Origin of the sequence: Pantoea sp. B_9, from assembly GCF_008632015.1 — a bacterium.
In the GTDB taxonomy this organism is placed as follows: domain Bacteria; phylum Pseudomonadota; class Gammaproteobacteria; order Enterobacterales; family Enterobacteriaceae; genus Pantoea; species Pantoea dispersa.
Map to the genome: position 1 here is coordinate 1 of NZ_VWVL01000003.1, position 25,433 is coordinate 25,433.

Consider the following 25,433-nt stretch of genomic DNA (forward strand, 5'->3'; position numbering starts at 1 on the left):
TGATTACATCGAAATGTTTTATAACAGTAAGCGTCGGCATGGCTCGAGCGATCAGATGCCACCAACTGAATACGAAAACAAATATTATCAACGGCTCGAAAGTGTCTAGATTATCCGTGGCGATTCAAAACCGGGCAAAAGCCCGGTTTTGTTTTTACAGATATCATCTGATGCTTAAGCTGCAGCAAACTGTTTCCGTACGGCCAGGGCTGTGCGGCGGAAGGCCACGCCTTTTTCATCAAACAGATGTGCGTGCTGTGGCGGGATCATCAGCCCAACGTCATCACCCAGGCTCAGCTCCAGCTCTTCCGCATGTTTAACCAGAACAGGATCGAAGCCTTCTACCGCAATGTAAAAGTAGGCGGCTTCCCCCAGATGCTCAATGTGCTGGATTTGCCCTGTAAGATGCGCCTCAGACTTACTGCACAGACGCAGATGCTCAGGACGAATGCCTACTTTCACCTTCTCACCGGACTGCGCCACGGCGGTATTGACCTCAACATCAATGACCTCTCCTGCATGACCCAGCCGGACTTTGCTGCTTTGCGCGCCGCTATTGATCAACTCTGCAGGAAGGAAGTTCATTTTGGGTGAGCCGATAAAGCCGGCGACAAACGCATTGACCGGGTGGTGATAGAGTTCAAGCGGATGACCCACCTGCGCAATTGAACCTTCATTGAGCATGGCCGCGCCACTGTTCAGCAGCACAATCTTATCGGCCAGCGTCATGGCTTCAACCTGATCGTGCGTGACGTAAATCATCGTATTGCCAAGTTTATGGTGCAGCCTGGCGATTTCCACGCGGGTTGCTACACGCAGCGACGCGTCCAGATTCGACAACGGTTCGTCAAACAGGAACACCTCCGGGTTACGCACAATCGCGCGCCCGATGGCCACGCGCTGACGCTGTCCACCAGAGAGCGCTTTCGGAAGACGCTGGAGTAACGGCTCAAGCTGCAGAATTTTGGCCGCATTCAGCACGCGAGATTCAATCTCCGCCTTTTCGGTTTTAGAGAGCTTTAGGTTAAACGCCATGTTGTCGTAAATGGTCATGTGCGGATAAAGCGCGTAGCTCTGGAAAACCATCGCTACACCGCGATCGGCGGGTGCCAGCTTATTGACGACCTCATCGCCGATGCGAATTTCACCGGAGGAGATGGTCTCAAGCCCGGCGATCATGCGCAGCAGCGTAGACTTACCGCAGCCTGATGGCCCGATAAACACGCAAAACTCGCCGTGTTTAATTTCAAGATCGACCTGATTGATAACCTGCGTATCGTGAAAGCGCTTAAACACATTGCTCAGACGTATACCTGACATAATTCAATACTCCTCTCTTCTGAGCTACTTGACGCCGCCCATGGTTAAACCGCGCACCAGATGTTTTTGTACCAGCAGACCGAGCACCAGCATCGGCAGCATCACCAGGGTTCCTGCCGCAGTCAGCGGCCCCCACTCTGTCCCCTGGAAGGTCAGGAATGAGGTGATCGCAACTGGCAGCGTCTGTGTAGAGTCGCCAGAGAGCGTCAGGACAATCTGGAATTCATTCCAGATAAAGAACAGCGTCAATACGCCTGATGCGGCCAGGCCGGTTCTTGCCAGCGGCAACATGACACTGCGAAACACGCGCCATTCGCTGGCACCATCAACGCGCGCCGCTTCACGAATTTCAGGTGGAATATCTTCAAAGAAGGTGGTGATCATCAGAATGGTAAATGGCACGTTAGCTACGGTGTAAACCAGAATCAGCACCAGATAGTTATCCGTCATGCCAAGCTTCGTAATGAGGTAATACACCGGGATAACCAGCATAATGACCGGTGCGTAACGCAGGCTCATGATGAACTGCTTAGCCTGTCCTTTTCGCTCAATAAAGAACACTAGACCGTAGGCGAAGAGCGACCCGAATACCAGGCACAGGAACGTTGAGACCAGCGAAATCAGTAGACTGTTACCGAATGCGCGAATGAAATCGCCATTGCTCAGCACCTGTCGATAGTTGTCCAGTATCGGCGTAAACCAGAGCTTTGGTGGCATGGCGAAGGCATCTAAGTACGTTTTAAATGACATTGTCACGAGCCAGTAGATCGGCAGCAGGAAAAACGCCAGTATGACTATCAGCACCAGCCAGAAGCCGGTTCTCCGGCAGATAAACTTCAGTGAATCACTCATCTTTCATTACCTTCTTACTGGCGAATGACAGCACCACGATCACCAGCAGCGTGTTAATGATGGCAATCACCACCGCTGCGCTGATACGAAAATCCTGGAACCCGGTAAGGTAGGCGTACATGTTGGTGGTTTCCGTCGCCAGGGCCGGGCCGCCACGGGTCATCACATAAATCAGGTCGAAAGATTTGAACGCATCAATCATGCGCAGGAATAGCGCCATAAGAATGATGGGCTTCATCATCGGCAGCTTGATGAAGGCCAGCAGCCGCCAGCTACGTGCACCATCCAGCTCTGCCGCTTCAAGAGGTTCATTTGGTAATGCGTCCAGTCCTGCGGATACCAGCAGGATAATGAAAGGCGTCCACTGCCAGATATCCGCCAGTATCAGCGAGGCCATTGCCGTGCCGGGATTGCCTAACCAGTCAATTGGCGCGATGCCAAACATGCCCGCGATCCAGTTGAACAGCCCGGCATTAGGATCGTAGAAAATACGCCAGATAAGTCCCGCCACGATGGGGGTTACTATCATGGGTAAAAGTAACAGCGCTCGTACCAGCTTGCGGCCAAAAAAATCGCGGCTGATGAACAGCGCAATGGCACTGCCCAGTACCAGCTCTGCCACCGTGGATCCCGCCACATAGACCAGCGTATGCCACAGAGAGAGCCACATGCGGGGTTCTTTCAGCACCTCAATGAAGTTCGCCAGACCGATGAAATCAAACGGCGGTGGCGACATCAAATCGATGTCATACACGGACAAATAGATGGCGTAACCCAGCGTGTAGAACGAAACCAGCAGCAATACAATCAATAACGGCAGTGTAAACGCCTGCTGCGTGAGTTTTGCTTTCATAGTTTTACCTGGACCTGCGTAAGAAATTCATTTCCCTCAGCACGCCTGAACGCACTGAGGGAGAAAGGTTAACGAGACAACGCTTTATCGTTACGGGTGTTCGCGGCCTTCAGTGCGCTTTCAACAGACTGGGTGCCAGCCAGCGCTTCAGACAGGGCAATGCCGGTGATATTAATGATCTGTGTAGCCTGCGGCACGGTAGGCAGATATTTCGCGTTCCCGTTCTTCAGAGCAGCAAGCATGCCGTCCTTGAAAGCGCCATAGCGCTGAGCAAAAGCATCACTGTTAATGGCACTGAGCGAACTCACACCAGCGTTGGGATTCAGCTCAACTGATTTCATCTGCGTCTGGCTGGCGGTTGCCCAACTGATGAATTTCCAGGCGGCATCCTGATGCTTACTGTCACTGTTGATGAACATACCGTGAACCTGAAGTGCGCCGCTGTTCCCCGGATGATCACCCGGCTGTGCAGGAACCGGGGCATAACCGACTTTCCCGACGACTGAAGATTGTTTCGGGTCTTCATTGAAACCACCGTTCACGGTAGAGTCGATGGTCATCGCCGCTTTGCCCTGCTGGAACACCAGACGGTTTTCCTGCCAGCCAAAGTTAGCCGCACCAATCGGGCCGTAATTTTTCAGGATATTCACGAACGCATTTGTAGCTGCAATCGCCTCGGGTGATGAGATGGCAGACTTGCCGTTACTGTCGATCCACTGGCCGCCGTAGCCCCACAGGAAGGCAGCCCACGCAAAGGTGTTCTGAATACCCTGTGCGCCGCGAAGAGTGATACCCGCGACCTGGCCGTTCGTTTTCTCCTTGATGGTTTTAGCGGCTGCGGTCAGCTCATCAAAGGTTTTAGGCACGGCGATACCGTACTGCTCGAACAGGTCTTTGCGATACATCAGGAAGGTACTTTCCCCGTATACCGGTAGGCCGTAATAAGCATCTTTATAACGCAGCGTATCTGCATAGCTCAGTACCAGATCCGCTTTGTCATAAAATTTGGTATCACTCTTCATCCACTTATCAACGGATGTGATATAGCCTGCCGAGGCGTAACCTACGGCGTGAACCCAGTCGTCCATAACGATGTCGTAACGTCCGCTGTGCGAGGAGAAGGCCAGCAAGGCTTTAGAGGTAAGATCGTTGTAAGGTACTATTTCTGCCTGAACCTTAATACCGGTCTCTTTTTCGAATTCCGGCAAAAGCGCTTTGATGGAATCACTGGTGCTGTGTCCTTCAAGCAGTACACGAAGAGTTTCCTCTGCGCTGGCGTTACCTGCCAGCAGAAGTGTGCCAATAACACCTGCAATACCCATTTTTTTTATGCTCATCTCATCACCTGGTTTATTCAGTCAGAATGTCAGACCCGGACGATTTCGCCGGTACGGGCGGAGTCCATAATGGCAAGCGTAATGCGCAGCGCCTCGTTAGCTTCTTCACCGGTCGCGACTGTCGTCGTGCCGTTGCGGACATCACCGAGGAACGACATCAGCTCTTCACGCAGGTCGCCTTTGATTTCACCCTGGCTCAGCGGCCAGTGCTGGGTGTCGATATAACGGTTAGCCGTTTCGGACGCGTGATACAGTCCTGACTCACCGCATTCAATTTCAATCAGCCCTTTTGTCGACAAGATCGACATTTTGGCATCGAGCAGCGTGCGTGAACCGGCCGGCAGTGCCCAGGAGCTTTCCAGATTCACGACGGTGCTGTCCGCGAAGCGAATGATGGCGAACACGGAATCTTCGGTACCCAGATGGCCAAGCAACTTGTTGGTGGTCTGCGCATACACACTCACCGGCTGGGTGTGCTTCAGCAGCCACAGGATCATGTCCACGTCGTGTACCGTAACGTGCAGCGGCAACGGCAGGCTGCCACCGTAACGGGCCGGACCTTCAATCGCCGGGCTGTTACGACGAGCAGTAATGTGGCTGACTTCGCCTGCGCTACCGGTCGCCAGAATTTCCTGAGCACGTGAGTAGCGCGGGTCGAAACGCAGCAGGAAGCCAATACCCAGCTTCACATTGGCATCGCGGGCAGCGCAGATGATGGCTTCGCCGTCTTCCATCGTTGCGGCAATCGGTTTTTCCAGGAAGATGTGCGCACCCACTCGGGCGGCCGCCAGGGCCGGTGCCAGGTGGAAATCATCCTTAGTGCAGATGCTGACGATGTTGGGTTTTTCCTGATCCAGCATCTGGTTAAAATCTTCATAGCAGTTCAGCTTCGGGATCCACTCCTTCAGCGCTTCACTGCGGGACAGGTCCGGGTCGGCCACGCCAACCACATCAACGCCATACATCTGCTGCCAGATGCGGGCATGCATTGCTCCCATGAAACCTGCGCCAATAACGCATACTTTAATAACGCTGTCTGTCATTTCACTTTCCTCAGTACCTGGTTTGAAAACTACATAACGTTCCCGTGGCATATCAGATGATTCAAATAAAATGCCAGAATAAGTCCAGATTAATACCAAAGTAAAAATTAGTTGTATATCAACGCAATCAGCGTTAAATCAATATTTTTGCAACATATTTAACCTGTTATAACGCCTAATCCTGACTACTGTCCAGCACGATCATGGTGCTTCTGGTCAAAATCAGAGCACCATCACGGTGCGAGAAGTATGTCTTTAAAATACCAATTTACAGATCTGGTATTATTGTGGTTATCTGATGGGTAATTGCAAAACCAACAGGAACGAAAGATGACGCTCGATGTGAATAAACTTAAAAATCAGTTGGTTGTTTCGTGCCAGCCCGTAACTGATGGGCCAATGGATCACGTCGACATCGTGGTCGCGATGGCGCGTAGCGCAGAACTGGCAGGCGCGGGTGCCGTGCGTATCGAAGGTGTGGAGAACGTGAAGCAGGTTTCTAAGTCGCTGGAAATCCCGGTGATTGGTATTGTGAAGCGTGATCTGGATGATTCGCCGGTGCGCATTACACCTCTCCTGCAAGACGTTGTTGATCTGATAGCTGCCGGAGCCAGCATTATTGCAGTGGATGCTACCGATCGTCAGCGCCCGGTTCCCGTTACAGATCTCTATAAGCTTGGCCGTCAGTCAAATGTGTTACTTATGGCCGACTGCTCGTCACTGAAAGATGGCATTGCTGCCGCTGAGATGGGCTTTGATTTTATTGGCACCACCCTCTCAGGCTATACCGATGAAACAGCCGATCAGCCGATGGATCGACCAGACCTTGAACTCATCTCAGCGCTGGCAGCTCGCGGTTATCGTGTGATGGCGGAAGGCCGTACCCGCACGCCGGATCACGCCGCAGCAGCGCTGAAAGCAGGCGCGTTTGCAGTAACGGTCGGATCTGCCATCACCCGCGTCGAGCACATCACTGATTGGTACAAAGCAGCACTGGCTGACGTGATTAAGGGGAGAACAACGGCATGATACTGGCGCTGGACATTGGCGGGACAAAACTGTCCGCCGCATGGATTGAGGGGCAGGAATGTATTGCTCGCAGGCAGGTACCCATGCAGCATGATGAGGCGGGTTTTCTGGCGGCGTTACGCGAGGTCACCCAATCAGACTATCCAGTTGAGCGCGTGGCTGTTGCCGCAACGGGTTATTTGCGCGAAGGCCGCGTATGGTCGGTTAATCTCAACACCATCCCCTTCTGGAAAGGTTTTGCGCTGGGCGAAGCGCTGGAGAAGCAGTTTAACTGTCCGGTGATCATGCTCAATGATGCGCAGGCTGCGGCGTGGGGAGAATACCTTCCACGCCAGCATAATCGTACAGATCTGCTTTTCATTACCCTTTCTACCGGGGTCGGAGGTGGCCTCATTTGCGACGGGAAACTACGGATTGGTCCGCAGGGGCTGGCCGGACATATCGGGCATGCGACGGTGAGCGTTGCACCGCTGGATGCGGACGCAGGGCGCTGTGGTTGTGGACGCACGGGTTGTCTGGAACATATCGCTTCCGGCACTGCCCTTGCCCGCCAGGCCACGGCACTTTTTGGTCGCAGGATCGACAGCCGCGAACTGTTTTCCCTGGCGGCAGATGAACCACAGGCCAGTGCGATCCTCGACAACGCAGCCGCGGCTGTAGCACAGGCCATTGCCGATACGCTCATGGTTGTGGACATCCAGGAGGTGGTGCTGGGTGGAAGCGTAGGTCTGGCAGAAGGCATGATAGCGCGGGTTAATAAGGCACTTCAGGCCTTCCCGGCACTGTTCAACCTGCCCGTGACGGCAGCACTGGGCGAGGGTGATGCCGGTTTACTGGGCGCTGCTGACTGGGCACAGCGCAATTAGATGGCACAGGTTTACTGGCCCGACGAGATATCTCGCTGTAGCTCAACCAGAAAGTCGTAACTGTCGCCCCGGTACCAGGTATGGGTGTATTCAATCGGTCGGCCATCTTCCAGATAGCAGTGGCGTTCTACGTGTAATGCCGGGCTGTGCGCTGGCATATCCAGCAGATGGCTGTGTTCGCGGTTTAGCGGTTCTGCACGAATACGCTGAAGCGCCCGAGCAGGCATGAACCCATGCAACTGAAACACGGCATACAGGGAATCTTTTAGCTCATTCATATCCGGAATAAACGTCTGTGGCACAACCGCAATTTCAACGGCCATCGGACGATCGTCGACAGTTCGCAGGCGCTTCAGACGCCAAACCAGTGCGCCAGGAGAGAGGTTGAGCGCAATGATTTCCGAAGGCGATGCGTGCGTCAGCTCTTTCTCAAGCCATTGGGCACCTGGTTGATAGCCACGTGAAATCATGTCCTCACTGAAACTGGTCAGCGATGACAGCGGCTTTTCAACTCTGCCAGCGACCGTACTACGTGCACCGCGTCGCTGAATAATGATCTGCGCATTCGCCAGTTCGCTCAATGCCCGGCGCACCGTCACGCGAGACAGGTTCAATTGTTCTGACAGCTCGCGTTCGCTTGGAATCGCGTATCCGGCTTTCAAATCACCGCGGGTGATCATGTCGCGAAAACCTTTCTCGAGGCGAAGATACAGCGGGCCGACGGCACGATTTGTATCGTCACAGTAAGTTTTCAGTGTCTCGATGAATTTCTTATCCATGCTCAGCCGTCCCTTCCTCATGAGAGTTCAAAGATACCTGATGTTTACCTGCTGGCATAGGGATGAAACTCCCGTTTTAACAAAACTGGTATCCTCTGGTATGGTTCGCGTTATTTTACCAGGATGCAGCAATGATGAGGGGCTGCGAGAAGATCCCGGCATTCATGAAGAATAATGAAAGGTCGAAAAACTACCAGTTTGACCTGCCGGATTCAGGCCAGACATTTCAGCTACTGATCCGGCTGAAGACTTAAAACAGCACAGGTAGCGTCGCACTGGCCGTCGGCTGGCTTGCCGTTGAATACGGGTTCCTAAGTGCCGTAATTTAGACTCAAACCCCGATGGCTTTATAAAATTGACATCAATGACACAGATATCAGATTAGAGAAACATCGCTGAGTGAAATCTACAGCAATATTCATTGATGTCCGCTCCTGGCACAAAGCGCGCCGTCTGGTCAGGTTAGAAACTATTTTGCCCGGTCAATGCTGACATATAGGCATCACCCCATAGCCGACATCCCAGGCTGGACTTGTCTACTTCAAGGCAGAGATCGACATCCGCGGCGAATCCACGTTGCATCAGCTCTATTGCAGACAAACACTCCCGTAGAAGCACCAGGTTTTGCTTCTGGTAATGCTGCCAGACAGCCACCGCAGCCTCTGCTTCTGGTGAGCAATTTTGACGCCCCATTGCAGCGATAATTCCGCCAGCAGCCACATAATCCTCAATACCGGGGCGAAGGCTCCCATCGGGCCAGCGTTCTCCGCAGGGAATTACCAGCACACGGCCGAAGGAACGGCAGGCATTCGCGGTCGCAGATATGTTTCTGAAACAGCCGCTCAACACTGCTATTCCAGCATCCCTTGCTTTGAATGAAACGGCTGAACCGTTAGGCGATGGGAGGACCAGTTTTTCACCCTCGCTTATGTTTCTTAGCGAAGCCGGCGATAGGCTGTAACCTTCACCGCTGAATCGTCTGTCCGGACTCGCTGTGCTGGCTCCCATTTTCAAACCATATTCAATAGCAGAAGCATCTTTCCAGGGGTACGGATAGACACAGGCACCATTATTGACAGCCATACTGACGCAAGTTGAGAACGACATAACGTCAACAATGACAACGCAGTCGACCTCCCCGGCAAGATGCTCTACCGCAGGCAGGCCCCACTCAAGACGAACCGCAAATTTTTCCTGACTGAACCATTGCACGAGGCTTTCTCCGTTATTCCCACGCCCTGTTTTGCATCACCACCCGGTACCCGTCGGGATCGACGAAGGTTTGCCCATTCACATCCCAGTAAGGATTGAAAGAATTCGTCCGTTTAAAACCCGCGTCAATCATGGTTGCACATGCCAGCTTCCATGCATTTTCATCCGGATAATAGAGGACGAGGAGATCGTCTTCGGTTGGGGAGGGTTGAACGGGATGTCCCGGGCAGCAGGTGAATTCGAGGTGCCAGTCGAGGTCTTTTCGCCCCAGCATCACGCCATTGAAACCGTCGTGATCGTGGAATTCGGCAATTTTTTGCAGACCCAGTCCCTGACTAAACATCAGCACCGATCGTTCAAGCTGGGAGACGGGTCTGGCAATGCGCATGTGCGTAAACATCTGGCTTGACTCCTGAAAACGTTTTTCTGGGTGTTGTTAACCCGGTAGAGTTTACACATGATCGGGCTGGTCATTTGTCGATGAGAGCCTGCGCAACCTGCCCTGCCCGCGTTGCGCACGTCAGGCTACAGCACCGCGGCGGTATAACCCGAATGGCAGCAACGGTTATTCAGGTTTCCCGATCGGCGCGCTGCGCAGCGGGCGACAAATCACGGTCATGGCAACGGCGCTGCACAGGGGAAACAGCGCCAGCAGCAGCCAGGGATAAACAGCCTGCGTTGAAGGGACAAGCGCGTTGTCCAGCAGCGGTCCAAACATTAAATTGCCGGCCAGCACCGCGAAGCCGCCGGCGGTGGCCAGGGCGCCGTAATGTGCACCCAGCGTCGCGGGGTCGGCAAAACGGGGAATCAAATCCTTGGCCGACGGCACCAGCAGCATCTGGCCGAATGTCAAAAACGTCACCAGACACACCGCAGGGATCAATCGCAGCCAGCCGTCAGGCGGGGTTGTCGACGCGAACAGGGCCACGCTGGCAAACGCGGCGGAGAGCAGCAAAAAACCCACCGGTAAAACTTTTACCGTCCCCACGCGTCGTGCAAAGCGCGCCAGCGGCAGCTGAAAAGCGATGATCAACACCGAGGCCAGCATAAAGAGCGGGCCGAGATCTTTCTCGCTGCCGCCTGCCCGCCGAATCTCCACTGGCAACGCCAGATACAGCTGGTTGTAGCTCAAAAGCCACGAGCTGTAAGCCACGATGAAAGCGACAAAACGCGGCTGGCGGAAGGTCATCCACCAGGGGACAATTTTCAGCGCCTGTTTGCTGTTACCTGTAGCAGGGAGAAAAAAGTACAGCACCATCAGCGCGATGACAAAGACCGCGGCCCCTGCCAGCGCCACCTGGCGGAAACCGAATCCGGTCAGCAGTGCGCCAGCCACCGGGCCCAGTACGGCACCGAGTTCGCCGCACACCGCAAACAACGCAAACCACTCAGCGCGGCCGCGCTTGCCTTTGGCCTCGCTTTGCGTTCCCGCTTTGGCCAGCAGCGCTTCAATTGACGGGGAAAACAGCGCACCGCCGATGCCCGTCAGACAGGCACCCAGAATAATCGGCCACAGCGATTGCCCCAGCGCCAGCAACAGATAACCCGCAATCCGGACCAGACAGCCACACAGGATAATGATCTTTGCGCCGTACCGGTCAGAGAGCGCACCGCCCAGCAGAAACATCCCCTGCTGGGAGAAGGTGCGTAATCCCAGAATCAGCCCGATAACGCCGCCGGAGAGCAACATATCATCGCGTAAGAATATCGCCAGAAAGGGAACGACCGCGTAAAAGCCAATGTTGAAAACAAACTGGCTGCCCAGCAAAACGCCCGGGCGCAGGGTAGAGACAGGACGCAGCGAAAACGGAAGCATGCTACCTGACCCTAAAGAATAAAATGAATGTGCTTCTTGCCATGAAAGCGGGAGATCTCAATTTTGGTTTTCACCCGGAATACCTCCCAGAGCAGCGCCTCGGTCAGGATATCCTGCGGCGTGCCGGTTGCGATGATTTGACCGTTCTGCATCACGATCAGCGAATCACAGAACATCGATGCGTGGTTGAGATCGTGAATGGCGACAATGCTGGTAACCGGTAACTCGCTGATCAGCTGCATTAATTGCATCTGGTGATGGATATCCAGATGGTTGGTGGGTTCGTCCAGCAGAATTTCGCTCGGCGTTTGCGCCAGTGCGCGGGCAATGTGCACACGCTGACGTTCGCCACCGGAGAGACTCAGCCATCCCTGCTCACTTTTCTCCAGCATGTCCACGCGCTGCAGAGCGGCCGTCACGGTCTCGTCATCGTGCGCGCTCCAGTTAGAAAACGGCGAATGATGCGGAATGCGCCCCAGTTTCACCACATCGCGCACACGCATATTGGCGTCGGTCATGCCGTGCTGCTCGACGAATGCCACCCGACGACCAAGCTGTTTGCGGGCGATGCGGGCGATATTTTGCCCGTCCAGCGTCACATTGCCGGCATCCGGGCGCCGCAGACCGGCGAGGATGCGCAGGAGGGAAGATTTGCCGCAGCCGTTTGGACCAATCAGCCCTACAGTTTCACCACGGGAAATGTGCAGCGATACGTTATCGACGATGACCTTTTTTCCGACCTTCCAGCTAAGGTTGTCAGCGGAGATACTCATTATTTATTCCCCGAACGCCAGATAATCACCGCAAAGAACGGCACGCCAACCAGCGCGGTCACCACGCCTACCGGCAGGCTTTGCGGGGCAATCAGCAGGCGTGAAGCAATATCTGCCAGCACCATCAGAATGGCACCGGCCAGTGCGCTGGCAATCAGCAATGTGCGATGCAGCGGACCAAAGAAGAAACGCATGACATGCGGCACCACCAGGCCAATAAAACCAATCGAACCGGCCATGCTGACGATGGTGGCGGTGATAAGCGCGGTGGTGATAAAGAGCGCAAGGCGCACCTGAGGCACCGCAATACCCAGCGAGGCAGCCGCATCGTCACCAAAAGTGAACGCATCCAGCGCCCGGGAATAGTAGAGGCAAATGCCTAGTCCGATGGTCACTACCACCAGCACCAGCTGGAGTTCCGGCCAGCGCACGCCACTGAAGCTGCCCAGCAACCAGAACATCACATCGCGCGCCTGCTGCGCACTGGCAGAGGTGCTGATGGTATAAGCGGTGATGGCATTAAACAGCTGGGAAGCCGCAACGCCGGCCAGGATGGTGCGCTCATTACCGCCGCGTGCCCCTTTCGTCAGAAAAGCGACAAAGGCAAAGGCGGTGAAGGCGCCGGCGAAGGCACCCGCCGACAGCGAGACGGCTCCGCTGCCGATGCCCATGACCACCACTGAAACCGCCCCGGTGGAGGCTCCGGCAGACACACCGAGCACGTAAGGCTCGGCCAGCGCATTCTTCAGCAGGCTTTGTAAAACGGCACCGCAAATCGCTAATCCGGCGCCACAGCATGCCGCCACCAGCGCGCGACTCAGGCGAAAATCCCAAATCACACTCTCGTAGATGCGGGTCAGGGGAACATGCGTCAGCCCGATTTTATTGCTGATGGCATAAAAGACGCTTTCCAGCGGGATCGACAGCTCACCCACGCTGACGCCCGTCGCGATCACCAGCAATAATAACGCCACGGCAGCCACCAGCGAGGCGGTCAGGAACAGCCCCTGTCGCGCCTGAACAACAGCGATGGTCATCAGTTCAGTTCCAGTTTTCTCAGCTGCTCACCCACCTGTTCGGCTCCGTAGATAGTGCGGATGGTCGGGTTCATGGCCTGGCCATCCATCACTACGATGTGGCCTTTTTTCACCGCATCCAGCTGGCTGACGGCGGGATCGCTTTTCAGGAATTTGATTTTCTCTTCGGCTTTATCCAGCGCCCAGCGATTGCGATCGAGACTGGAGACCACGATCACATCCGGATTGGCAGCAATGATGCTCTCCCAGCTGACCGTCGGCCATTCGGTTTCTGACGTTATGGCGTTGTGCCCGCCCAGTACGTTAGCGATGAATCCGGATGGACTGTTTTTACCGCCCACATAGGCATCTGCAGACGGTGACGAGCTTGAGAACCAAAACACAAACGAGAGATCTTTCTTGCTGCTACCAAACTCCTGACGCAGTGCCGCTTCACGCTTTTTGAAATCGGCAATCACCGCCTGGCCACGATCTTCCACGTTGAAAATTTTGGCGAAGTCCTGAATCTCCTGATACAGGTACGTCATATCCCACAACTGCTGGCGACTGCCATACATATCCCCTGCGGCTTTTTTGGTGGCGCACATTCCTGGCGACACATAACTGTTCACGCCAAGGGTGATTAAATCTTCGCGTTTTGCCACCTTGCTCTCGGGTCCCAGCAGCAGCGGCGTCTGGGCAGGAACGAAGTCCGGGTTTTGCGCCAGCACGGATTCAAGGGTGGGGATTTCAACCGTCAGCGTTTTGATTTTTGCATTCTGTTCGGCCAGCTGTGGCAACACTTTCGTTGGCCAGAACGCACTGGCGATGACCTTATCCTGCAGGCCGAGCAGCAGCAAAATTTCTGCGGTATTTTGCCCCAGCGCCACCACGCGCTCAGGCGGTTTAGTAAAGGTCTCTTTATAGCCGCAGTTTTCAATCGTGAGAGGATAGGTGGTGGCCAGCGCAGAGCTAACCGATGCAAACACCAAACATAACGTGCAGATGACCTTTTTCATTTACCCCTATCCCCATTGATATTGTTTTGAGAAGCCCGCGCCGCTTTAATGCAAATGAAACTCATTAACGAAGCGGGCTTTTATACAATGGGCATTTTAAGGTGTCAACGGGAGATTGTTTCCCAGAGTTATCATCGTCATGGACCTGCCAGGATCGCATACCGGACGTTCTGTAAAAGCCTGTCCGCAGCCAGCCGGTCCCCTTCCCCGCTGACGTCACACATTTAATACGCAGAGCGTGCCAGGCCAGCATTCGCTTCGCGGCACCGGGTAAGCGGCGTCCACCGATTCAGGCCTGACGCTGACCGCACTCAGCGATGTTTACCGGTTGCCTGCGCTTTTCTGACAGCTGCAGACTGAGCATCGCCAGCAGAATAAAGACCACCGACATGCCGATTAGCCCGTAAAAGCCGGCCAGTGGATATATCCATGATGCGACCGCCGAGCCAAAGCCGATACCGCCAAACATGAAGGCACTGGTCAGCGCCAGCGCAATGCCGCGATGGCGGACTGATGCCAGCTCGACGATCCGGCGCTGCTGGCTGGGCCAGAGCAGATCGGTGGCAAACGCCCAGACCACCAGTGCCGCCAGCAGCACGCCCAGCGCTTTCGGCAGCACGGCGATCAAGGCCGTATCGACGATGAGCAACGTCATGCCGCTCAGCAGCAGCTTCTCAGCGGTAAAGCGTGTCGCCACGCGGGTGACCCAGAGATTGCCCAGCACGCCGGCAACGCCCAGCACGGCCAGCGCTGCGGAGACCGCATGCGTGCCGCCAGTGTAGGTGTCGCGAATGAGCGGCGCGATAAAAGCGTAAAAGCTGTAAACGCCGCAAGTAATAAAAAACACCACCAGGAAGGCCGTCAGGTATTTACCATCGGCCAGCACGCCGGCCATCTCACGCAGGCGGATGCGCGTCCCGGCACTGTCATCCGGCACCGTCAGCAAAATGTTCAGCCCGCTCAGCAGACTTAGCAATCCGACCAGCACAAACAGGGCTTTCGCGCCCCACAGGCTGGCTACCCAGGCGGCGAGCGGAATACCGGCAAGGCTTGCCATCGATACTCCGAGCAGTACCATGCCGATGGCCCGGCCGCGCTGCTGTTCATGGACCAGTTCGGAGCCCAGCGCAACCAGCACCGGACCGATGAACCCGGCGCCGGCCCCCATCAGGATGCGTGAGGCGAGCAGTGCGTTGTAGCCCGGCGACAGCACAAACGCGAAGGCGCCCAGGCTAAACAGCGCAATACCAGTGAGCACCAGCCGGCGACGGCGCAGGTGACCAAACAGCACCTGTACCAGCGGAGCCGCCAGCGCGAAGGTGAGTCCGAAAACACTCAGTAAGCGCGCGCTCTGCGCATCAGTCAGCTGCCAGGCTGCTGAGATGGCCGGCAGACTGCCAGCGACAGACAGCGCGCCGGTAGCCTGTACGAAGTAGGCAATGCTCAGCGCACGCAGCGCGCGGCGCTGGGAAGAGGTGATGACAGCGTTCATTATTTCTCTCCGGCATAAACTTCAGGGGCGCTGCCCCTGAAATGTTTACTGAACAGGAATCGGGTTATCCGCTACAGACTGGTTGAACTGATTCACCAGCGTATGCTCGTTCGCGCCCGGGTTATCGCGCACCGGCAGCACGCGGTCGACAATCGCTTCGATGGTGTCGGTACCCAGCTTTTCAAACGTCTCGCTGATGAAGGCGTCCAGTGGCATGGCGCGCGGGTCGCCGCTTTTGTAAATCAGATCGGTATCCACCCACGGCGGTGAAATTTCAATGACCTGCACGCCGGTATCACGCAGCAGGAAGCGCTGCGACAGGGTATAGGAGTGAATTGCGGCCTTGGTGGCCGAGTAAAGCGCGTTGGTCGCCAGCGGCAGGAAGGCCAGCACCGAGCTGTTGTTAATCAGCACCGCGTCCGGCTGCTGCTTCAGGTGTTCGATGAAAGCTGCACTGACGCGCACCGGGCCCAGAATGTTGGTGTTGAGCAGCGTCACCGCCTGCGCGTCATCCAGTTCGCCCGCCGCGTTGTCAAACGGCATGATGCCAGCATTATTGATGACCACGTTCAGGGCCGGATAGCGCTCCAGCACACTCTGTGCCGCGGCCTGAATGCTGTCGGCGCGCGTGACGTCCAGCACCACATAGCCCATGCCCGGACTGGCGGCGGTGACTTCCTGCAGCAGCGCCTCGCGGCGTCCGGAGATAATCACCTGGTTGCCCAGCTGATGAAATTTTTCTGCCATTGCGCGGCCGATGCCAGAAGTGCCGCCCGTGATGAAGATGGTGTTATCGGTCAGTTTCATGATCTGATTCCTTAATGGGACAGTTATTGGGATTGCGATTCTGAATAAGGGGGGCGTTCAGTGCACAGAGACGGGCCGATAGCGTTCAGCCGGCGCGTCGCTGCCGAGGTGCGGCATCATGGCCTGACGCGCCTGCTCATAGCGGGTCCAGAGCGCTTCGTCCTGCAGGGACGGAATGGTAACGAGCTCGCCGCGGGCGAAGCCGGTGAGCGCCGCATCAACCATCTCCTGCGCGCTCATGACGATGTTCGGGTCAAGCTGGTCAACCGGCAGACCGCCGTTATCCCAGAACGGCGTCGCGGTAGCGCCAGGCAGTACGGCCTGCACCTGAATCCCCTTACCGGCCAGTTCATGGTGCAGCGACTGACTGAACGCCAGCACGTAAGCCTTGCTGCCGCCGTAAACACCGTTCAGCAGCTCAGGCGCAATGCTGACGATCGAGGCGATGTTGATGATGGCACCGCGTCCGCGTGCCACCATGCCCGGCACCAGCGCATAGGTCAGGCGGGTCAGCGCGATGACGTTGAGGTTAATCATGGCGTTCATCTGCGCCACGTCGCTGTCCAGCAATGGGGTATGGGTGCCGATGCCGGCGTTATTCACCAGCAGCGTAATGCTCGCGTCCTGACGCAGCTTCTCTTCCAGCGCGTTCAGCTGTGCGGCATCGGCCAGGTCCGCGGTGATGACTTCCACGCTGCGGCCGCTGTCGGTGGTGATGTGTTCAGCCAGCTGGTTCAGACGGTTGTGATTGCGGGCCACGATGATCAGGTCATAGCCCATGCGTGCCAGGCGGCCGGCGTACAGTGCGCCCATACCGGTAGAGGCGCCGGTGACAACGGCAGTGCCGCGGTTGGTGTGTGTCTGCTGCGTCATGATATTCACCTTGTCAGTTATCGGGTTGGTGAATTCATAGTACGCAGTCGCGCACCGGCGCGGCTGACGAGAAAGGTCGTGATTTCGGACAACATGATGACCGGGATTTCGGCCATCGTGATCAGAAGGCGTTCAGGCGTGACAGCGCGCGTCAGGCTTTACCGGTGCGCAGCGACTGCGGCGGGATGCCGTAACCGCGAATGAAAACTTCCCGCATATGGCGGCGATCGCGGAAGCCGGATTCACGAGCTATCACCTCCATTGGCAGCCTGCTCTGCTCGATCAGCAAGCGGGCGTTTTCCAGTCGTAATCCCTCAATGGCTTTGGCCGGCGACTTGCCCGTCTCAGAGCGGAACAGGCGGCTGAGCTGCCGCGCGCTGAGGTGAACCGCATCCGCAAGGTCTTCGATGGTCAGCGCTTTGCTGAGATTGTTGCGCGCATATTCCAGCGCCGACTGCAGCCGGTCGCTGCGCGGAGAGAGCATCAGCATCTCAGAGTGCTGCGTCTGTCCGCCGGAGCGGCGGTGATGCATGACCAGCAGGTGTGCCACGCTGCGCGCCACTTCGGCACCGAGATCTTTCTCCACCATTCCCAGCGCCATATCCAGCCCGGCGGTGAGTCCCGCCGAGGTCCAGATGTGATCGTCAATAATAAAGATGCGGTCTTCTTCTATCCGCGTCGTCGGGTGCAGCAGTTGCAGACTCTGGGCATGTACCCAGTGCGTAGTGGCACGGCGCTCCGATAACAGACCGGCCTGCCCCAGCACGAATGCGCCGGTACAGATCCCGGCCACCCGGCGGGCCCGGGGTGCGTGCACCTGCAGAAAATCAACGATGCCCGCTGTGGCCGGCATCTCCAGCGGCGCCATCACGCCCGCGACCAGCCAGGTATCCATTTCCATCTCTGCATGAATCGGCTGGCTGTCCACGCCGAAGCCGGAAGAGGACTGCACCGTGCCACCGCGCTCTGAATAAACCGTGCAGTGGTAAAACGGTTCGCCGTTTACCTGATTGGCAAACTCAAAAATACTCAGCGTGGATAATCCCAGAACCTGGAAATGATCGGAAATCAGTAAACCTACCCGGTGCATTATCGTCTCCTTCAGTCGTCCGGCACCGTCTGCCACACTGTGTCCGGCCTGATGTTAAGCAGGGTGAGCCATGACAATAACCCGATTTCGCTCAGCGGTATCACCTGCGGAAAAATAAAAAAGGCGATGACACCGACCTGCTGCGGATCTTCTGCGCCGTTTTATGTTAAGAGTACCCGATCGGGCAGTTCGCCAGGCATAGGGTTTTAAACAGGCGGCCATTGCCCAGGTCATCAATCAGAGAAAAACCATGAAAAAATCGATCGTTCCTGAAGAATTTCAGCACTATTACCATGACTGGCACTTCTCTCCCGTTATCGAAGCCGATGGCACCCTGTATCTTTCCGGGGTGACGGCAGCGCGGAAAGACAAACCGATAAGTACCCACCCTGAAGAACAATTCCATGATGCGTTTTATAAGCTGGGTGTGTATTTAAACGCTGCCGGACTGGACTATGAACATATACTGGAGATGACCACCTTTCATATCGATCTTAAAAAACACATCGGGGTATTTTCTAAGGTCAAAGATGTGTATATCAAAGCTCCCTACCCGGCATGGTCTGCCATCGGCGTGTCAGAGTTCATTCCGGAAAACGCCCTGGTGGAAATGCGGATTGTGGCGAAAAGGGTGCTTCAGGCGGATGGGCAAAAATAACCGCAAACGCCGCTTACGTCACAGGGCTGTGATTACAGCCCTGCTTCTTCGGCAATTATTCGACTTTTCCCTGCATCAGCTGCCGGTATTTCATGCTGTCGTGGTACATCTCATGGAATACACGGTATTTACGGTCGTAATACTCTTTGATTTTGTTGGTCTGCGGCGTGATGGTCTTACCGATGCGGCTCATGGCGGCCATCGCTTCGGGTAAAGAGTCGTACGCACCCGCCGCCACGGTGCCCATCATGGCGCTGCCGAGCAACATGGCTTCACTCTCTTCCGGTAACAGCATTGCGCAGCCCGTCGCGTTGGAATGTTCCTGCACAAAGATGGGATTTTTGGTGCCGCCCCCGCTGGCCATAATGGTATCAATGCAGTAACCACTCTGGTTCATGGTCTCAATAATGTGGCGAGTGCCAAGCGCCAGCGCCTGAATGGTGGCGAGATAATGCAGCGCCATGTCTTCCGGCGTGCGTGACAGTTTCAGGCCAGTCAGCGTGCCGGTCAGGGTCGGATTGGCACGCGGTGAGCGGTTGCCATGGAAATAAGGCAGCATATGAATGTCTTTGGTCAGGAAGGCAATATTCTCGGGTTCTCCCGCCATCTTGCGCAGTATGCCGTTGAGCACTTCATAGATGGTTTTGCCGCTGTCTTTGCCCTGCTTGAGCAGATCCTGATAACACGGATGCGACTGAATCACATGGTCAATCAGCGCGCCGGTGGTGGATTGTCCGCCTTCGTTCAGCCAGTAATCCGGCAAAATCGCCGAATAGTACGGCCCCCAGATGCCGCCGATATAGCGCGCGCTGCGCGACATCGCCATATGGGCCGTGGACGTGCCGCCAATCAGCGCAATGCGGTTGTCAAAATCCGCTGATTCGCCAGATGCGCCGCTGGCACCAAGAATACCGAGGCTGCCGGCGTGCGCATCAATAATCGAAACGCTGACCGCCGTGCCCGCCATTAACCCCATCTCTGCAGCGGCGCGCTGCGTCAGGCCATGCCCCAGCGGCTCACCCATGGTTTTCACTTCGCTGCCGATCTTTGCCGCGTTGTTTTCCAGTAAATCCTCCAGGCCAATCTGGCGGAAATAGCTCGGATCCCAGCGGTCTTCATGGCCGATATAGGTCCATTTGCAGACGGTTGAGCACAGCGATCGCGTAGTATCCTGGGTGGCACGCCAGGTGAGGAAATCCGGCAGGTCGAAAAGATGCCCGACGTTACTCCAGGTGGTCGGCATGTGCTGTTTCAGCCACAGCAGTTTGGGGGTCTGCATTTCCGGCGAGATAATCCCGCCGACAAACTCCAGTACGCGATGGCCAGTGGCATTGATGCGTTCTGCCTGCGTGATAGCGCGGTGATCCATCCAGACAATAATGTTCTGCTCGCTGCGCCCGGTCGGACTCACGGTCAGCGGTTTGCCTTCTTTATCCAGCACCACCAGCGAACAGGTGGCGTCAAAACCGATGCCTTTGACCTGAATCGGGTTGATATCCGCCTGACTGACCACGTCTTTAATCGCGTTACACACGGACTGCCAGATCTCATCAGAGGATTGCTCAACAAAATCAGCTTTCGGGCGGTAGAGCGTGATCTCCCGGCTGGCCTGGCCGAGCATACGGCCAGTCATATCGAAGACGCCCGCGCGGGCGCTGCCGGTTCCTACGTCGACGCCAATAAAATAACTCGCCATGTTCTTTCCTTTCTTGAAAAGCTTTCGCTTATGATTTTCTGTTTTGCAGAGCGATAAACAGGATCAGGACACAACCCCACAGCGCCATGGTCAGGTAACTACTGACGCCCATCAGATTCAGGCCGCTTTCCAGCATTTGCAGCACGATGAGCGCCAGCACCAGCCCAATCACCCGGCCAAAACCGCCGTCAGGGTTAATGCCGCCAAGCACCGAGGCCAGAATGGTCACCAGCAAATAGGAGTCGCCGTAGCCAGCCTGTGCCGAGTTAAATTTGGACATCATCAGCAGTGCCGCGCCCCACCCCAGCAGAGCTGAAAGCACGTACACCGCGATGGTGACTTTATGCGTGTTGACCCCACTGAACCGCGTCGCCTGCTCGCTGGAACCCATCAGATACAGGCTGCGGCCGAGCGTAGTGTGTTCCAGAAACACCCACAGCAGCAGCGCCACCAGCAGGAATAACACCAGGGCGACCGGAATACCCAGCAGACTGCCGTTGCTGAGGTACTGAATTACCGGCGGGAAGCCGGAAATGACCGCGCCGTTGGTCAGCAGAATATTCAGCCCGGCGATCAGCGTCATGGTGCCGAGCGTCGCCAGAATTGGTGAAACCCCGATAAAGGCAATCAGCGCGCCATTGAGCACCCCAATCACCAGCGCCACACCCAGACCCGCAAGCAGCGCCAGTGCGACATATTCCGGCTGGTTCGGATGCGCCACCAGAATCGCCGCCATCACCAGCGAACACGCGTTGGCACCGGCAATGATCGAAAGGTTGATCCCGCCGGTCAGCATGGTAATACCCATCCCCAGCGCCAGCATGCCCAGAATCGGTAACTGCGAGGAGATCGACTGGAAATTGCCAACGCTGTAAAAGCTGCCACCCAGCGTAAAGGAGAACAGCACGGCAACGGCCACGATGATCAGCAACTGCAAACGGATGATGCGGTCGCCGGGGAAGAATCGGTTTAAGGTGGTCATGTCACATCCCCTTCGCCAGTTTGCGTTTTTCGTTCCACGCGGTGCTGCTAATGCTGACCAGAATGATCGCGCCGCTGAACACCTGATGCCAGTAAGATGAAATGCTCAGCAGGGTCATGCCATTTTGCAGGAAGGCCAGCAGCATCACGCCCAGAATGGTGCCGGTTAGCGAGCCGCGCCCGCCGGTCATGCTGGTGCCGCCTAATACCACCGCCGCCAGCACCGTCAGTTCATAACCGAGCAGGGAATTGGGTGCCACCGACTGGGTAATTTGCGCCTGTACCACGGCAGCAATACCCGCCAGCAATCCCATAAAACCGTAAACGTAAAAATGCAGTCGCAGGATGTTCAGACCAAGACGCGATGCGGCGTCACGGTTGCTGCCCATGGCGTAAATCTGGCGGCCCACGCGGGTGCGATTCATCAGGACGCCGGTAACGATGATCACCCCCAGCAGGCAAAGCAGCGGCAGTGTCAGCCCATAGTCGTAACCGTCGGCGGCGGTGAAGGAGAACCAGCTGATCCCGTTCATAAACCAGTCGGGGAAACCGTACAACCAGGTACCGTTAGTCAGATACACCAGCAAACCGTAAAACAGGTTCAGCGTCGCGATAGTGATAATGATGGCCGGCACGCGCAGCCAGTACACCAGAAAACCGTTGACCAGGCCGAGCAGCAACCCGATTCCCATCGACATGGCAAACGCCAGCGGAAAGCTGCCACCGTGATGAATGATGTAGCTCGCCATCACGTACTGCCCGATGGAGGTGACAGCGGGAAAGGAGATGTCGATGCCGCCGGCAATCAGCACCACAAACAGTCCACAGGCCAGAATGCCCAGAATGGCATAGCTGGTGGCGACGTCAGTCAGGTTACCCAGCGTCATAAATTCACTGCTGCTGGCGCTCAGACCCACCACCAGCAGCAGCACCAGTAATCCCAGCCAGAATTCGTGCTGGGTAAACAGTTTCGATAGCGATTTGTTACCCATTAATCACCTCCGCAATCTGCGCTTCGCTGCTCTGGTGCGGCGCGAACTCCGCTACCAGTTCGCCTTTGCGCATCACCAGCACGCGATGGCTGTTGTAATACGCTTCCGGGATTTCATCGCAAATCATCAGCACCGCCATGCCGGATTCCGCCAGATCGCGGGCAATACGGTAAATGCCTTCTTTATTGGCAATATCCACCCCTACCGTTGGTGAATCGAGGATCAGGATATGGGGCCGCGTCGCCACCCATTTGGCGATGGCGATACGTTGTGCATTGCCGCCGGAGAGCGTTTTAACCGGTAAACTGCTGTCCGGGACTTTAATGTTCAGGTCTCGGATCAGGTCTTTAACCACCGCCGCGGCTTTGCGGTGATCCATCAATCCGGCACCGGTATGCAGCTTGTCGAAAATCGATACCAGCGTGTTGTCATAAATGGATTGATCCATGATGAGCCCCTGCGTCAGCCGGTCTTCCGACACATAGGCGATGCCGTGACGAATGGCGTCGCGGTTAGAGTGGAATTTCACCACCTTGCCGTTAATGCGGATCTCTCCGCTGTCCGGCTGGCTCATGCCAAACAGGCTCAGACAGAGTTCCGTGCGGCCCGAACCGAGCAGGCCGATAATCGACGTGATTTCTCCCTGGCGCAGCGACAGCGAAATATTGTGATACTGCCCTTTGCGGCTCAGCTGGCTGATTTCCAGCAGTGGCGTCACATCGGCGGGCGCCCGGTGCGGCAGATGGCTATAGGTGAAACGCTGCCCGGTCATCAGGAACGCCAGTTCATGGCTGTCGAGTTCACTGGCCGGATAGGTGCCGACCAGTTTGCCGTCGCGCATCACGCTGATACGATCGGCCACTTCCATCACTTCATCGAGACGGTGACTGACGAACACCACGCAGATTCCGGCGGCTTTGAGTTCATTCACCACCCGCAGCAGACCATTCACCTCGCTGCGGGTCAGTGACGCCGTCGGTTCATCCATAATCACCAGACTGGCGTCAGCAGCGATGGCACGGCATATTGCCACTAACTGGCGGTCAGCGATCGACAGCTTTTCAACTTTACGATCCGGATCCAGAGCAACGCCGACCCGTTGCATCGCCGCCAGCGCTTTTTTGCGCATTGACTCGCGATGTACCCAGAAATCACCGCCCGGTAAATAGCGGTGAATAACGATATTTTCGGCGACTGACAGATTGGGAAATAACGATAAATCCTGATAAATAACCTGAATGCCGTAATAAGAAGACAGCTGTGGCGTCAGGGTATGAAAGAGTTTTCCGTCCAGCGTGATGGCCGCGCCTTTTTCCGGTTGATAAACCCCGGAAATGACTTTAATTATGGTACTTTTGCCGCAGCCATTCTGCCCGGCCAGACAATGCACTTCACCTTTATTCAGCGTCAGGCTGACATTATCCAGTGCTAATACGCCGGGGAACTTTTTACTGATTTTTTCGAGGCTGATAAAGGCCTCAGCATTGGCGGGGGACGTGCTGAGCGTATTCATCATAGATCCTTAAGCCTGCCCATCCTATTTCCAGCCGGGTGTTGGCGATGTCGCTTATCCGAATCATTTATATCTCATCGAATTTCACTGACTTTCGCCGCGCCTGACGCGAATTATTCAGGGTATATGTTTTCAATTTCTGAGTAGAAGTTCAGATACAGCACAACATACAACGCCGTATCTGTTTCTATTTGCCTGGTGTGGCGCTGGAGATAATCTATCTCCGTTAAATTAAGGTGTTAAACATTCTGATCAGAAGCCAAGTGATTTCGCATTCTCTGGCGTTACTTCGAGAATTTTATTAAAGCGAATCACTTTCTTTTCCATATCGACGTCGGCTTTGCCCAGACCTTCAATGCTCAGGTCTTTAGTGACTTCTTTACCCTGCAGCAGCTGATCGGCGACCGAAACCAGGGCGTAACCGGCATCTTTTGGATCCCACAGCAGGACTTTTTTGATGTCACCGCGCATCAGATATGGCGCAGCCTGAGCCGGCATAGCGATACCGACAACCGCGATCTTGTTTTTCGCGCGCTTCTGCTGAACCGCCTGACCGGCACCGATCGGACCGAGCGAGCCGAAACCGATAATCCCTTTCAGATCAGGATAGGTTTTCATCAAATCCAGCGTGGTGGAATATGACTTATCAATATTTTCAGCCACTGGCAGGCGTGACGTGACTTCATGCATGTCCGGGTATTTTTCTTTCTGATATTTGATCGCCGCATTGGCCCACGCATTATGTAATGGCACGGTCAAAGAGCCGACATAAATGGCATAACCGCCTTTGCCACCCATATCTTTTGCCAGCTCGTCCATATTGGCTTCCGCATATTTCTGGCTGTCGATGGTTTCAACATCCCACTGACCAATTTGCTGGTCCGGCGATTCATGGGTTAATACAACGATGCCCTGGTCGCGCGCTTTTTTCAGTACCGGCTCCAGTACTTTGGCATCGTTTGGCACCACAATGATGGCGTCAACTTTTTTGGCAATCAGATCTTCAATCACCTTGACCTGCTGCGCCGGATCGGGCGTCGAGGCGCCAACCTGATAGGCGTTAACATCCAGTTTCTGCGCGGCTTCTTTTACGCCGACTTCCATGCGGGTGAACCACGGAATACCGGTGACTTTGGCCACCACGGCGATATCGTAAGGTTTGGCAGCGAATGAGGGTGTTGTGAATAACATGCACGCTGAAACCACACATGCACTGACTAATGCGAGGTTAAATTTCATTTTGGTACCTTTCTGATGAGGTTCTGATATAGGGAACAGGCGGTTGCTATTTAATTCACGCTCAGAGATTAACTTACCCGTACATAGGTTTTCGCGCAGATGTGATGGAAATGTGAGCAAAGCCCATAAATGTTAATATTAATGATTAAATATGTTAAATAATAGTTAATTTAGAGA

Annotated in this window: 25 protein-coding genes; 4 read left to right on the forward strand and 21 right to left on the reverse strand. The window is 55.4% G+C overall.

Going from position 1 to position 25,433, the window contains the following annotated elements:
- Positions 1 to 109, forward strand: a 109-nt coding sequence (locus F3I21_RS10155) for an IS3 family transposase (RefSeq protein ID WP_146068640.1), incomplete at its 5' end; no start/stop codon positions are given.
- 65 nt (positions 110 to 174) lie between these two features.
- On the opposite strand, the gene F3I21_RS10160 is transcribed toward F3I21_RS10155, so the two are convergent.
- The 5 genes from F3I21_RS10160 to F3I21_RS10180 all read right to left on the reverse strand — a co-directional run bounded on the left by F3I21_RS10160 (position 175) and on the right by F3I21_RS10180 (position 5,405).
- Positions 175 to 1,320 (reverse strand): ABC transporter ATP-binding protein, encoded by a 1,146-nt coding sequence (locus F3I21_RS10160; protein WP_150058810.1) that lies wholly within the window; start codon positions 1,318 to 1,320, stop codon positions 175 to 177.
- A gap of 24 nt (positions 1,321 to 1,344) precedes the next feature.
- Positions 1,345 to 2,172 (reverse strand): carbohydrate ABC transporter permease, encoded by an 828-nt coding sequence (locus F3I21_RS10165; RefSeq protein WP_058781342.1) that lies wholly within the window; start codon positions 2,170 to 2,172, stop codon positions 1,345 to 1,347.
- Positions 2,165 to 3,025, reverse strand: coding sequence for a carbohydrate ABC transporter permease (locus F3I21_RS10170; RefSeq protein WP_058775541.1), 861 nt, complete (start codon positions 3,023 to 3,025; stop codon positions 2,165 to 2,167). Before F3I21_RS10170 ends, F3I21_RS10165 begins: the two co-directional genes overlap by 8 nt.
- 68 nt (positions 3,026 to 3,093) lie before the next feature.
- Positions 3,094 to 4,362 carry a sugar ABC transporter substrate-binding protein gene (locus tag F3I21_RS10175; protein ID WP_150058811.1) on the reverse strand — a complete coding sequence of 423 codons (1,269 nt, stop codon included), beginning with the start codon at positions 4,360 to 4,362 and terminating at the stop codon, positions 3,094 to 3,096.
- Positions 4,363 to 4,391: 29 nt separating this feature from the next.
- Entirely contained in the window at positions 4,392 to 5,405 is a 1,014-nt protein-coding gene (locus tag F3I21_RS10180; RefSeq protein ID WP_150058812.1) for a Gfo/Idh/MocA family protein, read from the reverse strand.
- A 330-nt stretch (positions 5,406 to 5,735) separates the two neighbouring features.
- Between F3I21_RS10180 and F3I21_RS10185 the strand changes: the two genes are divergently transcribed.
- Positions 5,736 to 6,434, forward strand: coding sequence for an N-acetylmannosamine-6-phosphate 2-epimerase (locus F3I21_RS10185; RefSeq protein ID WP_150058813.1), 699 nt, complete (start codon positions 5,736 to 5,738; stop codon positions 6,432 to 6,434).
- Entirely contained in the window at positions 6,431 to 7,300 is an 870-nt protein-coding gene (locus tag F3I21_RS10190; protein WP_150058814.1) for an N-acetylmannosamine kinase, read from the forward strand. Before F3I21_RS10185 ends, F3I21_RS10190 begins: the two co-directional genes overlap by 4 nt.
- An 11-nt stretch (positions 7,301 to 7,311) precedes the next feature.
- Here F3I21_RS10190 and F3I21_RS10195 read toward each other — a convergent pair whose 3' ends face one another.
- The 11 genes from F3I21_RS10195 to F3I21_RS10245 form a co-directional block, all read right to left on the reverse strand.
- Positions 7,312 to 8,079 carry a GntR family transcriptional regulator gene (locus F3I21_RS10195; RefSeq protein ID WP_190286085.1) on the reverse strand — a complete coding sequence of 256 codons (768 nt, stop codon included), beginning with the start codon at positions 8,077 to 8,079 and terminating at the stop codon, positions 7,312 to 7,314.
- Between the two features lie 462 nt (positions 8,080 to 8,541).
- Positions 8,542 to 9,291, reverse strand: coding sequence for a 2-phosphosulfolactate phosphatase (locus F3I21_RS10200; RefSeq protein WP_150058816.1), 750 nt, complete (start codon positions 9,289 to 9,291; stop codon positions 8,542 to 8,544).
- 13 nt (positions 9,292 to 9,304) lie between these two features.
- Positions 9,305 to 9,691 carry a VOC family protein gene (locus tag F3I21_RS10205; protein ID WP_150058817.1) on the reverse strand — a complete coding sequence of 129 codons (387 nt, stop codon included), beginning with the start codon at positions 9,689 to 9,691 and terminating at the stop codon, positions 9,305 to 9,307.
- A 165-nt stretch (positions 9,692 to 9,856) separates the two neighbouring features.
- A complete protein-coding gene (locus F3I21_RS10210; RefSeq protein WP_150058818.1) occupies positions 9,857 to 11,107 on the reverse strand; it encodes an MFS transporter in 1,251 nt (416 codons plus the stop codon).
- Between the two features lie 11 nt (positions 11,108 to 11,118).
- A complete protein-coding gene (locus tag F3I21_RS10215; protein WP_150058819.1) occupies positions 11,119 to 11,880 on the reverse strand; it encodes an ABC transporter ATP-binding protein in 762 nt (253 codons plus the stop codon).
- A complete protein-coding gene (locus F3I21_RS10220) occupies positions 11,880 to 12,917 on the reverse strand; it encodes an iron ABC transporter permease (RefSeq protein ID WP_150058820.1) in 1,038 nt (345 codons plus the stop codon). Before F3I21_RS10220 ends, F3I21_RS10215 begins: the two co-directional genes overlap by 1 nt.
- Positions 12,917 to 13,915, reverse strand: coding sequence for an ABC transporter substrate-binding protein (locus F3I21_RS10225; RefSeq protein ID WP_150058821.1), 999 nt, complete (start codon positions 13,913 to 13,915; stop codon positions 12,917 to 12,919). Before F3I21_RS10225 ends, F3I21_RS10220 begins: the two co-directional genes overlap by 1 nt.
- Positions 13,916 to 14,204: 289 nt before the next feature.
- On the reverse strand, positions 14,205 to 15,407 hold the full coding sequence (locus F3I21_RS10230; RefSeq protein ID WP_150058822.1) for an MFS transporter: 1,203 nt from the start codon (positions 15,405 to 15,407) through the stop codon (positions 14,205 to 14,207).
- Between the two features lie 45 nt (positions 15,408 to 15,452).
- Positions 15,453 to 16,214: an SDR family oxidoreductase gene (locus tag F3I21_RS10235; RefSeq protein ID WP_104093497.1), complete on the reverse strand. Its 762-nt coding sequence runs from the start codon at positions 16,212 to 16,214 to the stop codon at positions 15,453 to 15,455.
- Between the two features lie 57 nt (positions 16,215 to 16,271).
- On the reverse strand, positions 16,272 to 17,087 hold the full coding sequence (locus tag F3I21_RS10240) for an SDR family oxidoreductase (RefSeq protein ID WP_150058823.1): 816 nt from the start codon (positions 17,085 to 17,087) through the stop codon (positions 16,272 to 16,274).
- Between the two features lie 151 nt (positions 17,088 to 17,238).
- Positions 17,239 to 18,177 carry a GlxA family transcriptional regulator gene (locus tag F3I21_RS10245; RefSeq protein ID WP_150058824.1) on the reverse strand — a complete coding sequence of 313 codons (939 nt, stop codon included), beginning with the start codon at positions 18,175 to 18,177 and terminating at the stop codon, positions 17,239 to 17,241.
- Positions 18,178 to 18,427: 250 nt separating this feature from the next.
- Between F3I21_RS10245 and F3I21_RS10250 the strand changes: the two genes are divergently transcribed.
- Positions 18,428 to 18,835 carry a Rid family hydrolase gene (locus F3I21_RS10250; RefSeq protein WP_021508771.1) on the forward strand — a complete coding sequence of 136 codons (408 nt, stop codon included), beginning with the start codon at positions 18,428 to 18,430 and terminating at the stop codon, positions 18,833 to 18,835.
- Positions 18,836 to 18,890: 55 nt separating this feature from the next.
- On the opposite strand, the gene F3I21_RS10255 is transcribed toward F3I21_RS10250, so the two are convergent.
- From F3I21_RS10255 to F3I21_RS10275, 5 genes are all read right to left on the reverse strand, one after another.
- Entirely contained in the window at positions 18,891 to 20,531 is a 1,641-nt protein-coding gene (locus F3I21_RS10255; protein ID WP_104187689.1) for an FGGY-family carbohydrate kinase, read from the reverse strand.
- A gap of 28 nt (positions 20,532 to 20,559) precedes the next feature.
- Positions 20,560 to 21,513 (reverse strand): ABC transporter permease, encoded by a 954-nt coding sequence (locus F3I21_RS10260; protein ID WP_058758909.1) that lies wholly within the window; start codon positions 21,511 to 21,513, stop codon positions 20,560 to 20,562.
- Between the two features lies 1 nt (position 21,514).
- The gene (locus tag F3I21_RS10265) at positions 21,515 to 22,504 is read right to left on the reverse strand and encodes an ABC transporter permease (protein WP_021508774.1); all 990 of its coding nucleotides are present in this window, start codon (positions 22,502 to 22,504) and stop codon (positions 21,515 to 21,517) included.
- A complete protein-coding gene (locus F3I21_RS10270) occupies positions 22,497 to 24,017 on the reverse strand; it encodes a sugar ABC transporter ATP-binding protein (RefSeq protein ID WP_088517486.1) in 1,521 nt (506 codons plus the stop codon). Before F3I21_RS10270 ends, F3I21_RS10265 begins: the two co-directional genes overlap by 8 nt.
- 252 nt (positions 24,018 to 24,269) lie before the next feature.
- On the reverse strand, positions 24,270 to 25,256 hold the full coding sequence (locus F3I21_RS10275) for an autoinducer 2 ABC transporter substrate-binding protein (protein WP_150058825.1): 987 nt from the start codon (positions 25,254 to 25,256) through the stop codon (positions 24,270 to 24,272).
- Between the last annotated feature and the right edge of the window lie 177 nt (positions 25,257 to 25,433).

Bases quoted from the DNA above. Each gene is read 5' to 3' on its own strand.
- F3I21_RS10225 (WP_150058821.1), bottom strand. From the start codon at position 13,915: ATGAAAAAGGTCATCTGCACGTTATGTTTGGTGTTTGCATCGGTTAGC.
- F3I21_RS10215 (WP_150058819.1), bottom strand. From the start codon at position 11,880: ATGAGTATCTCCGCTGACAACCTTAGCTGGAAGGTCGGAAAAAAGGTC.
- F3I21_RS10160 (WP_150058810.1), bottom strand. From the start codon at position 1,320: ATGTCAGGTATACGTCTGAGCAATGTGTTTAAGCGCTTTCACGATACG.
- F3I21_RS10270 (WP_088517486.1), bottom strand. From the start codon at position 24,017: ATGAATACGCTCAGCACGTCCCCCGCCAATGCTGAGGCCTTTATCAGC.
- F3I21_RS10165 (WP_058781342.1), bottom strand. From the start codon at position 2,172: ATGAGTGATTCACTGAAGTTTATCTGCCGGAGAACCGGCTTCTGGCTG.
- F3I21_RS10180 (WP_150058812.1), bottom strand. From the start codon at position 5,405: ATGACAGACAGCGTTATTAAAGTATGCGTTATTGGCGCAGGTTTCATG.
- F3I21_RS10230 (WP_150058822.1), bottom strand. From the start codon at position 15,407: ATGAACGCTGTCATCACCTCTTCCCAGCGCCGCGCGCTGCGTGCGCTG.
- F3I21_RS10265 (WP_021508774.1), bottom strand. From the start codon at position 22,504: ATGGGTAACAAATCGCTATCGAAACTGTTTACCCAGCACGAATTCTGG.
- F3I21_RS10275 (WP_150058825.1), bottom strand. From the start codon at position 25,256: ATGAAATTTAACCTCGCATTAGTCAGTGCATGTGTGGTTTCAGCGTGC.
- F3I21_RS10235 (WP_104093497.1), bottom strand. From the start codon at position 16,214: ATGAAACTGACCGATAACACCATCTTCATCACGGGCGGCACTTCTGGC.
- F3I21_RS10250 (WP_021508771.1), top strand. From the start codon at position 18,428: ATGAAAAAATCGATCGTTCCTGAAGAATTTCAGCACTATTACCATGAC.
- F3I21_RS10190 (WP_150058814.1), top strand. From the start codon at position 6,431: ATGATACTGGCGCTGGACATTGGCGGGACAAAACTGTCCGCCGCATGG.
- F3I21_RS10240 (WP_150058823.1), bottom strand. From the start codon at position 17,087: ATGACGCAGCAGACACACACCAACCGCGGCACTGCCGTTGTCACCGGC.
- F3I21_RS10220 (WP_150058820.1), bottom strand. From the start codon at position 12,917: ATGACCATCGCTGTTGTTCAGGCGCGACAGGGGCTGTTCCTGACCGCC.
- F3I21_RS10185 (WP_150058813.1), top strand. From the start codon at position 5,736: ATGACGCTCGATGTGAATAAACTTAAAAATCAGTTGGTTGTTTCGTGC.
- F3I21_RS10170 (WP_058775541.1), bottom strand. From the start codon at position 3,025: ATGAAAGCAAAACTCACGCAGCAGGCGTTTACACTGCCGTTATTGATT.
- F3I21_RS10205 (WP_150058817.1), bottom strand. From the start codon at position 9,691: ATGTTTACGCACATGCGCATTGCCAGACCCGTCTCCCAGCTTGAACGA.
- F3I21_RS10260 (WP_058758909.1), bottom strand. From the start codon at position 21,513: ATGACCACCTTAAACCGATTCTTCCCCGGCGACCGCATCATCCGTTTG.
- F3I21_RS10195 (WP_190286085.1), bottom strand. From the start codon at position 8,079: ATGGATAAGAAATTCATCGAGACACTGAAAACTTACTGTGACGATACA.
- F3I21_RS10210 (WP_150058818.1), bottom strand. From the start codon at position 11,107: ATGCTTCCGTTTTCGCTGCGTCCTGTCTCTACCCTGCGCCCGGGCGTT.
- F3I21_RS10255 (WP_104187689.1), bottom strand. From the start codon at position 20,531: ATGGCGAGTTATTTTATTGGCGTCGACGTAGGAACCGGCAGCGCCCGC.
- F3I21_RS10245 (WP_150058824.1), bottom strand. From the start codon at position 18,177: ATGCACCGGGTAGGTTTACTGATTTCCGATCATTTCCAGGTTCTGGGA.
- F3I21_RS10175 (WP_150058811.1), bottom strand. From the start codon at position 4,362: ATGAGCATAAAAAAAATGGGTATTGCAGGTGTTATTGGCACACTTCTG.